Origin of the sequence: Streptomyces sp. SID5785 (assembly GCF_009870065.1) — a bacterium.
Lineage (GTDB): Bacteria > Actinomycetota > Actinomycetes > Streptomycetales > Streptomycetaceae > Streptomyces.
The window spans coordinates 1-8,841 of the sequence record NZ_WWIA01000521.1; the positions used below are offsets into that span (position 1 = coordinate 1).

Genomic DNA, 8,841 nt, shown 5'->3' on the forward strand with positions numbered 1-8,841 from the left:
TGGCGGGGTGTTCTGCACATCACAACAACACACCGATCGTGGCCAAGATTCCTTCAGGCCAAGGAAGTTGACCCTCCTTTGACCCTTGATCGCCATGTAGTTGGTATCTACAGGCATATCAGAGGCCCCACCGGGAGAAAACCGGTGGGGCCTGTGATGACGCGTGGGGCGGCTGGAGGGTTTACTTCCCCGTGAACTTCTCGTACTCCTTGAGCACCTCGTCCGTCGGGCCGTCCATCCGCAGCTCGCCGCGTTCCAGCCACAGGACGCGGTCGCAGGTGTCGCGGATCGACTTGTTGTTGTGGCTCACCAGGAAGACCGTGCCGGCCTCCTTGCGCAGCTCACGGATGCGGGCCTCGGAGCGCTTCTGGAACTTGCGGTCGCCCGTGGCCAGGGCCTCGTCGATCATCAGGACGTCGTGGTCCTTCGCCGCCGCGATCGAGAAGCGCAGCCGCGCCGCCATGCCGGACGAGTAGGTCCGCATCGGCAGGGTGATGAAGTCGCCCTTCTCGTTGATGCCCGAGAAGTCGACGATCTCCTGGTAGCGGGCCTTGATCTCCTCGCGGGACATGCCCATGGCGAGACCGCCCAGGATCACGTTGCGCTCGCCGGTCAGGTCGTTCATCAGGGCCGCGTTCACCCCGAGCAGCGAGGGCTGGCCGTCGGTGTAGACCTTGCCCTTCTCGGCGGGCAGCAGGCCCGCGATGGCGCGCAGCAGGGTCGACTTGCCCGAGCCGTTGGAGCCGATCAGGCCGATCGCCTCGCCGCGGTAGGAGGTGAAGGAGACGCCGCGCACGGCGTGCACCTTGCGCACCCCGCGCTCCTCGCCGCGCTTGAGGATGCGGCTCAGCGCGGAGGTGGCGCTGCCCTTGCCGGTCTTCGCGCCGTTGACGCGGTAGACGATGTGCAGCTCGTCCGCGATCACCGTCGGGATGCGGGCGTCCTGGGGGGTCTTGTCGAGATCAGCCACGGCCGTACCGCTCCTCTGCCTTCCAGAAGTAGACGAAGCCGACGATCCCGAACAGGACCGCCCAGCCGGCCGCGAACGCCCAGACGTGCGGCGGCAGGAACTTGTGTCCGTAGCCGTCGGTGCGCATGAACGCGTACCGGATCAGGTCCATGTAGATCGAGGCCGGGTTCCACTGGAGGACGTCGCCGACCCAGGACGGGACACCCTTCTTGCTCGCGAGCATCGCCGGGATGCTGAACATGACGCCCGAGGCGTACATCCAGGTCCGCATCACGAACGGCATCAGCTGGGCGAGGTCGGGCGTCTTGGCGCCCGCCCGCGCGAAGATCAGCGCGAGGCCGGTGTTGAAGACGAACTGCAGGGCCAGCGCCGGGACCACCAGGAGCCAGGACCAGCCGGGGAAGATCCCGAAGCCGAGCATGATCAGGACCAGCACGATCATCGAGAACAGCAGCTGCTGGAGCTGTTGCAGCGCGAACGAGACCGGCAGCGAGGCCCGGGGGAAGTGCAGCGCCCGGACCAGGCCCAGGTTGCCGGAGATCGCCCGCACGCCCGCCATCACCGAGCTCTGCGTGAAGGTGAAGACGAACACGCCCGTGACCAGGAACGGCACGTAGATCTCGTGCGGGATGCCCTTCCGCGCGCCCAGCAGCAGCCCGAAGATGAAGAAGTAGACCGCGGCGTTCAGCAGGGGGGTCGCCACCTGCCAGACCTGGCCGAGCTTGGCCTGGCTGTACTGGGCGGTCAGCTTCGCCTGGGAGAAGGCGAGGATGAAGTGCCGGCGGCCCCACAGCTGGCGCACGTACTCGCTCAGACCGGGGCGGGCACCGCTCACGGACAGGCCGTACTTGGCGGCGAGCTCGGCAGGGGAGAGCCCGTCGTCGGGCGACGGGGGCGCGCTCACCGCGACGCCGCCGTCATGCGTTGTCTCACTCACAGGGGAAACTTTCGTCTTCAAGAGCGCAGCCTGGTCGGGCAGGGGCGGGGAGCCGGGACCGGGTGGGGCCCGGGGCTCCCGGACTCGAGCTTGTCAGATGACGGGAGGGCGTCCCAGTCGGGTCAGGCGCCACACCGTACGCCACCTCATGGGCCGGCGAGGCCCGCAGGAGGCGGTCCAGCCCTCCTTGAAACCGCCGAACCAGGCCTTGAGCGCGGGACCGGAGGGACGCCGGGCCAGCGTGAGCAGCAGCCACACGCCGAGGTACACGGGCACCAGCGGCAGGGGCAGGTTGCGGCGGGCGAGCCAGACCCGGTTCCGGGCGACCATGCGGTGGTAGACCGCGTGCCGGGACGGAGCCGTGGTCGGGTGGTGCAGCACCATGTCGGCGCGGTAGTCGATCATCCAGCCCGCGTCGAGGGCACGCCAGGCGAGGTCGGTCTCCTCGTGGGCGTAGAAGAACGCCTCGGGCAGGGCGCCGACCTCGGCGACGACCCGGGTGCGCAGGGCGTTGGCCCCGCCGAGGAACGTCGTCACGCGCGAGGAGCGCATCGGGTCGGCGGCCCGCAGCCGCGGCACGTGCCGGCGCTGGGTCTCGCCGGTGTCCGGGTCCGCGATGCGGAAGCTGACGATGCCGAGCTGCGGGTCGGCGGCGAACGCCTCGCGGCACAGCTGGGCGGTGTCGGTCAGCGGCAGCAGACCGTCGTCGTCGAGGAAGAGCAGGATGTCGACGTCGGAGCCGGAGGGTCCGAAGGCCTCGATGCCGACGTTGCGCCCGCCGGGGATGCCCAGGTTCTCGGGCAGCTCGACGGTGCGCACGCCCTCGGGGACGTCCGGCACCGGCGAGCCGTTGCCCACGACGACGACCTCGACCGGGTCGCCCTCCTGCTTCGCGACCGAGTCGAGCAGCGCGCGCAGCTCGGCCGGGCGGTTGCCCATGGTGATGACGACCGCGCCGACCTTGAGCGGCGCCGGTGCGGCGCTCACTTGAGCCTGCTCGAGGCGAGGATGGACACGAGGTGCAGCAGCGTCTGCAGCACGGCGATGCCCGCGAGGACGGCCACACCGAGGCGCGTGAAGAACAGGTCGCCCCGGATCTGGTCCACGATCGCGAGGACCAGGATCAGCAGGGTGGCCTCGATGCCCAGGATGAGCCGGTGGAACTTGAACGCGGCGGCGGCCCTGCGGGCCAGCGCCATGCCGGAGGAGCGCATCTCGGAGGCGGACTCCTTGACCTGCTCCTTGCCGCCCGCGGCGCGCGCGAGACCGACGAGGTCCGTCTCGGCCTTGATCATGATGGCGCCCAGCGCGGCCAGCGTGCCCAGGAAGGCCCACAGCCAGTCGATGCGGCCGCTGCCCCACAGGTCGGCGGCGCGCAGTCCGAAGCCGACGAGGACGGCCGCGTCCGTGAGGTACGCGCCGACCCGGTCCATCCAGACGCCGGTCAGCGAGTACTGCTTGCGCCAGCGCGCTATCTCGCCGTCGACGCAGTCGAGCAGCAGGTACAGCTGGACCGCGACGACGCCGAGCACGGCGCCCCACACACCCGGGACGAGCAGCGCGGGGGCCGCGAGGACTCCGCACACCGTCATCAGGTAGGTCAGCTGGTTGGGCGTGACCTTGGTGTTCACCAGGTGGCGGTCCACACGCAGCGAGACCTCGCGCATGTAGAGCCGGCCCATCCAGTGCTCACCGCTGCGGCGGTCCTTCACCCCGGCGGGGTGGACGACCGGGCGCAGCTCAGCTACCGATGGCTTTTGCATAGTCGGCGTAGGCGTCCCTGATCTGGTCGGCGGACAGGTCGAGGTGTTCGAGGATCGTGTAGCGGCCCGGCCGGGTCTGCGGAGCGAAGAGCACGGCGTCCACGAGGTCCTGGTCGCTGTAGCCCATCTCCTGCGCGAGGACCGGAAGGCCGTGCCGACGCAGCGTCGCGACCATCTCCTTCGCGGTGTCGTGGTCGCCCCGCAGGTACGTGGCGAACGCACCGCCGAACCCGCACTGCTCCCCGTGCTGCGCGTTGCGCTTGGGGAAGAGCAGATCGAAGGCGTGGCAGATCTCGTGGCAGGCGCCCGAGGCGGGCCGCGAGTCACCGGCGACGGACATCGCGAGACCGCACATCACCAGCGACTCGGCGAGCACGCTCAGGAAGTCGTCGTCGCCGATGCCGCCGGGGTGGCGCAGCACCGCGTGGGCGGCCTGGCGGGCCATGGCGGCGGCCAGGCCGTCGACCTGCTCGCCGTTGACCTGATGCGACAGCTCCCAGTCCGCCACGGCGGAGATCTTGCAGATCACGTCGCCGATGCCGGCCCGGACGAACCGGACCGGAGCGTCGCGGATGACGTCCAGGTCGATGACCACGCCGATCGGGTTCGGCACACCGTACGAACCGCGGCCCGCGTCGTTGTCGAGCGTCGCGACCGGCGAGCACAGGCCGTCGTGCGCGAGGTTGGTGGCGACGGCCACCAGCGGCAGGCCCACGCGGGCCGCCGCGTACTTCGCGCAGTCGACGACCTTGCCGCCGCCCAGGGAGACGACCGCGTCGTAGCGGCCGCCCTTCTTGATCGAGTCGGCGAGCTTGACGGCGCCGTCGATGGTGCCGTCGGCGTCGTCGAACCAGTCCGCCCCGGGGAAGGACGCCTCGAACCGCTCCTTGAGCAACCGGCCGGAGCCGCCGTTGCTGATGGCGAAGGCGAGCTTGCCGGTCGGCGCGATGCGCTGGTCGGTCAGAATCGTGGCCAGATCGTCCAGCGCGCCGGCCCGGATGTCGACGACGACCGGGCTCGGCATCAGCCGGGTCAGTACTGGCACGCGATCTCCCGGGCCTTGGCGAGGTCCTCGTGGTTGTCGATCTCGACCCACGGGACGTCGCCGATCGGGGCGACGTCGACCTTGAAGCCGCGGTTCACGAGCTCCTGGTAGCCGTCCTCGTAGTACAGCTGCGGGTCGCGCTCGTAGGTGGCCTTGAGGGCGTCGGCGAGCGCGTCGGCCGCGTCGCCCTCGATGAGGGTGACACCGATGTACTCGCCCGTGGCCTCGGCCGGCTCCATGAGCTTGGTGATCTTCTGGACGCCCTTGGCGGGGTCCACGACGACCTTCATCTCCTCGTCGCCCAGGTTCTTCACCGTGTCGAGCGCGAGGATGATCTTCTTGCCGTCGCCGCGGGCGGCGAGCAGGGTCTTCTCGACGGAGACCGGGTGCACGGTGTCGCCGTTGGCGAGGATCACCGTGTGCTTGATGGCGTCGCGGCCGCACCACAGGGAGTAGGCGTTGTTCCACTTCTCGGCGACGTCGTTCTCGATGAGCGTCAGCTTCAGGCCGTACTTCGCCTCCAGCGCCGCCTGGCGCTCGTAGACGACCTCCTTGCGGTAGCCGACGATGATGCCGACCTCCGTGAGGCCGATCTCGGCGAAGTTCTTGAGGGTGAGGTCGAGGACGGAGAGCTCGTTGTCGGTCCCCTCGCCCACGACGGGCACCAGCGCCTTGGGAAGCGTCTCGGTGTAGGGACGGAGCCGGCTGCCGGCGCCGGCGGCCAGGACGAGGCCGATCATGCGGGTTCTCCTTCATCGTGTACGGCGGGTGCACCCCGGCGGGCGGAGGCGACCCAGAAGCTGATGCTCTCGGCGAGCACCACGAGTGCCACGAACACGGCGCAGACCGTGAGCGCGACGGTGAAATCTGTGTTGCCGAGCAGTGCGGCCAGCACGGCGACCACCAGCGTCCGGCCGTCGTGACCGCCGGTCGCCCGCACCAGCCACTGGGGCGGCGCGCCGGTGCCGCCGCGGATGCGGTACACCGTGTCGTAGTGATGGTAGGCGACCGCCGCCACCAGTCCGAAAGCCGCGGGCAGGGCGCCGTTCACGTCCGCGCGGGCCGCGAGGACCAGGATCGTGAGGTACTCGGAGGCCCGGAACACCGGGGGAACGAGCCAGTCGAGGGCGCCCTTGAGGGGGCGCGCGACGGCCAGTCCGGACGTGACGCAGTACACGGCCGCGGCGACCACGGGCCAGACGCTGCCGAAGTCCGTGAGCGCGCTCACGGTGACGACCGCCACGCCGCCGAGCGCGGCGACGACGGGGGCCGCGGCACTCCTGCCGGTCCGGGCGACCGCCCGGGCGATCGGGCCGGAGTCGGCCAGGTCGGCGAGGGCCTCGGCGGCCCGGTCCGTGCGGTGGGCGCGGCGGGTCAGCGAGCGCAGGACGCGGCCCGCGGTCGTGTAGCAGGCGGCGAGAGCGCAGCCGATCAGGAGCATGTAGAAGGTGATGCGCGGGGTGGTGAACGCGGTGAACAGCGCGATGAGCGCCCAGCGCTCGCCGATCGGCAGCACGATCATGCGGCGCACCCAGACCGTCCAGCCGACGCTGTCGAGCTTGTCGGAGAGGGCGGCGGTGGGGCTGGTGTTGGCCGTGGCGTCGTGGTTCGCCTCGTTGAAGGAGAAGTCGACGACGTGCCGGCAGGTCTGCAGGACCATCGCGCCGAGCGCGAGCGCCCACACGTCGTCACCGCCGCCGGACGCGCGGGCCGCGCCGAGCGCGAGCCCCGCGTAGTAGGCGTACTCCTTGGCGCGGTCGAACGTGGCGTCGAGCCAGGCGCCCAGCGTCGAGTACTGCAGCGAGTAGCGGGCGAGCTGCCCGTCGGTGCAGTCCAGGACGAAGGAGAAGAGGAGCAGCACGCCCGCGGCGACGAAGCCGATCCGGGTGCCGGTGGCCGCGCAGCCCGCCGCGATCAGCGCGGTGAGCAGGGAGGCGGTCGTGACCTGGTTCGGGGTCAGGCCGCGCCGTGCGCACCAGCGCGCGATGTAGCGGGAGTACGGGCTGATGCAGTACGTGGTGAAGAAGCCGTCCCTGGCCTTGACCGCGGTGCGCAGCCTGATCGCCTCGTCGTCGACGGCGGCGACGGACTGGCGGACCTCGTTCCTGGCCTGCGGGTCGGCGGGCACGGCGGCGACGAGCTCACCCAGCTCGGGGCGGTGCACGTCGGTTCCGGCGGCCGCCAGCCGGTCCGCCACGGCGTCGGGGACGGTCCCGGCCTCCTTGACGGCCTCCTCGAGCGCCGGGCGGGCCGCCGGCTGCGCGGTGACGGCGCCGGGGATCGCGGACGCGGGGAAGCGCGGGTCGGTGAGGCCGAGGCGCAGGGCGTGGACATGGCCCACGAAGCCCGCGTCGACGACCGCGACGCGCTGGTCCCCGGGCACACCGGCGAGCGCCGCTGCGGCGTCCGCCGGGTCGGGGACCGGTCGTACGTCGAAGCCGAGGGCCCGCAGATCGCCCTCGAGGGACGAGCCGGGCACCGGCTGACCGGTGACGATGGCGGTCGACAGACGAACTCACTCCTCGGTGCCGGCACGCGGGCGCGCCGAAGTCTCCTGCACGATGGGGGCACCCTGGAGGACCCTGCGGAGCGGGGTCGGCCGGGCGGCATGTCGGCAGAGGTTATCGGATGACGACAAGCGGACGTTCACCGCCCGTTTACGCCCCGATCGGCCCCTGTCCGTCGCGGTCTGCGCAGGCGTCGCCGGGGTCCGGCGGGCCACGGGCCGCCCGTTCATCATTGTCGATCAAGTGCCCGGGCCACAAACCCCGCCCTTACGGGGGCCCGCTTAGGGTGGTGCGCCATGACGTGGCTGATCACCGGCGGAGCCGGATACATCGGGGCACATGTGGCACGGGCCATGGCGGACGCGGGCGAGCGCGTGGTCGTCGTGGACGACGTGACGACGGGGGTGCCGGACCGGCTGCCGGCGGACGTCCCGCTGGTGCGGGGCTCGGCCCTCGACGCGGACCTGGTGCGCCGGGTGTGCGCCGGGCACGAGGTGACCGGTGTGGTGCACCTCGCGGCGCACAAGCAGGTCGGGCAGTCCGTGGAGCAGCCCGAGCGCTACTACCGGGACAACGTGGGCGGCCTCGCGACACTGCTCGAGACGGTCGCCGCGGCGGGTGCGCGCCGCTTCGTGTTCTCGTCGTCGGCTGCGGTGTACGGCAATCCGGACACGGGCCTGATCACGGAGTCGACGCCCTGCGCGCCGGTGAACCCGTACGGCGAGACGAAGCTGGCGGGCGAGTGGCTGGTGCGGGCGGCCGGGCAGGCGCACGGCATGGCCACGACCTGCCTGCGCTATTTCAACGTGGCGGGCGCGGCGGAGCCCGCCCTCGCGGACACCGGCGTCTTCAACGTGATCCCGATGGTCTTCGACCGCCTCACCCGCGGCGAGGCCCCGCGCATCTTCGGTGACGACTACCCGACCCCTGACGGCACCTGCATCCGGGACTACGTGCACGTCGCGGACCTCGCCGAGGCGCATCTGGCGGCCGCGCGGCGGCTCTCCCGCCCGGACGTGAGCGGCGATCTGACGGTGAACATCGGCACCGGCCGGGGCGCGTCCGTGCGCGAGCTGGTCGACGTCATCGCCGACGTCACCGGGATCGGCACGCCCGCGCTGGTCGAGCCGCGCCGCCCCGGGGACGCCCCGCGCGCGGTCGGCGCCACCGCGCTGGCCGAGAAGGAGCTCGGCTGGAGCGCCACGCGCTCGGTGCGGGACATGATCGTCTCTGCGTGGGAGGGCTGGTGCCTGCGGCATCCGGAGGCATCCGCGACGTGATCGCGCACCGCGCTGACCTGCGGACATGCCAGAGCATTTCCGCAGGTCAGAGCACATGACAACGGTGTTCACCGCCATGTTTGCAGATACCCCCTCCCCGTAGTTGACTGGAGTGCGCCGCCCGGACCGGGGCGGCGCACGGATCCGGACGGAGGGCGGTTTCGATGGGTGTCGGGCACAGCCACGACCACGGGCACGCGCACGGCCCCACGACGGGGACGGCGGCGGCGGCCCACCGCGGTCGGCTGCGTGTCGCCCTGGGGATCACCCTGACCGTGATGGTGGTGGAGATCGTCGGCGGCGTCGTCGCCGACTCCCTGGCCCTCGTCGCCGACGCCA

At 71.2% G+C, this 8,841-nt stretch carries 8 protein-coding genes and 1 pseudogene; 2 read left to right on the top strand and 7 right to left on the bottom strand.

The genetic code is table 11. The annotated features are described in order from the left end of the window. Positions 1 to 181: 181 nt before the first annotated feature. The 7 genes from GTW43_RS16920 to GTW43_RS16950 form a co-directional block, all read right to left on the bottom strand. Positions 182 to 970, bottom strand: a complete 789-nt coding sequence (locus GTW43_RS16920) for an ABC transporter ATP-binding protein (RefSeq protein ID WP_161302857.1) — start codon at positions 968 to 970, stop codon at positions 182 to 184. After that, positions 963 to 1,907, bottom strand: a complete 945-nt coding sequence (locus GTW43_RS16925; protein WP_161302858.1) for an ABC transporter permease — start codon at positions 1,905 to 1,907, stop codon at positions 963 to 965. The genes GTW43_RS16920 and GTW43_RS16925 overlap by 8 nt, the downstream gene beginning before the upstream one ends. Positions 1,908 to 2,000: 93 nt before the next feature. Beyond that, positions 2,001 to 2,846, bottom strand: a complete 846-nt coding sequence (locus GTW43_RS16930; RefSeq protein WP_161302863.1) for a glycosyltransferase — start codon at positions 2,844 to 2,846, stop codon at positions 2,001 to 2,003. A 44-nt stretch (positions 2,847 to 2,890) separates the two neighbouring features. Beyond that, positions 2,891 to 3,670 (bottom strand): CDP-alcohol phosphatidyltransferase family protein, encoded by a 780-nt coding sequence (locus GTW43_RS16935; RefSeq protein ID WP_161302859.1) that lies wholly within the window; start codon positions 3,668 to 3,670, stop codon positions 2,891 to 2,893. Beyond that, positions 3,648 to 4,715 (bottom strand): iron-containing alcohol dehydrogenase family protein, encoded by a 1,068-nt coding sequence (locus tag GTW43_RS16940; protein ID WP_161302860.1) that lies wholly within the window; start codon positions 4,713 to 4,715, stop codon positions 3,648 to 3,650. Before GTW43_RS16940 ends, GTW43_RS16935 begins: the two co-directional genes overlap by 23 nt. Beyond that, the gene (locus tag GTW43_RS16945; protein ID WP_161302861.1) at positions 4,703 to 5,455 is read right to left on the bottom strand and encodes a phosphocholine cytidylyltransferase family protein; all 753 of its coding nucleotides are present in this window, start codon (positions 5,453 to 5,455) and stop codon (positions 4,703 to 4,705) included. Before GTW43_RS16945 ends, GTW43_RS16940 begins: the two co-directional genes overlap by 13 nt. Next, positions 5,452 to 7,224: a DUF5941 domain-containing protein gene (locus tag GTW43_RS16950; protein ID WP_161302864.1), complete on the bottom strand. Its 1,773-nt coding sequence runs from the start codon at positions 7,222 to 7,224 to the stop codon at positions 5,452 to 5,454. Before GTW43_RS16950 ends, GTW43_RS16945 begins: the two co-directional genes overlap by 4 nt. A gap of 294 nt (positions 7,225 to 7,518) precedes the next feature. Here GTW43_RS16950 and galE point away from each other — a divergent pair, with 294 nt between their 5' ends. Together galE and GTW43_RS16960 are read left to right on the top strand one after the other, a co-directional pair. Next, positions 7,519 to 8,502 (top strand): UDP-glucose 4-epimerase GalE, encoded by a 984-nt coding sequence (gene galE, locus GTW43_RS16955; protein WP_161302862.1) that lies wholly within the window; start codon positions 7,519 to 7,521, stop codon positions 8,500 to 8,502. Between the two features lie 164 nt (positions 8,503 to 8,666). Then, positions 8,667 to 8,841 (top strand): annotated as a pseudogene (locus tag GTW43_RS16960) (cation transporter); the annotation flags it as partial.

Bases quoted from the DNA above. Each gene is read 5' to 3' on its own strand.
- GTW43_RS16930 (WP_161302863.1), bottom strand. From the start codon at position 2,846: ATGGGCAACCGCCCGGCCGAGCTGCGCGCGCTGCTCGACTCGGTCGCG.
- GTW43_RS16935 (WP_161302859.1), bottom strand. From the start codon at position 3,670: ATGCAAAAGCCATCGGTAGCTGAGCTGCGCCCGGTCGTCCACCCCGCC.
- GTW43_RS16945 (WP_161302861.1), bottom strand. From the start codon at position 5,455: ATGATCGGCCTCGTCCTGGCCGCCGGCGCCGGCAGCCGGCTCCGTCCC.
- galE (WP_161302862.1), top strand. From the start codon at position 7,519: ATGACGTGGCTGATCACCGGCGGAGCCGGATACATCGGGGCACATGTG.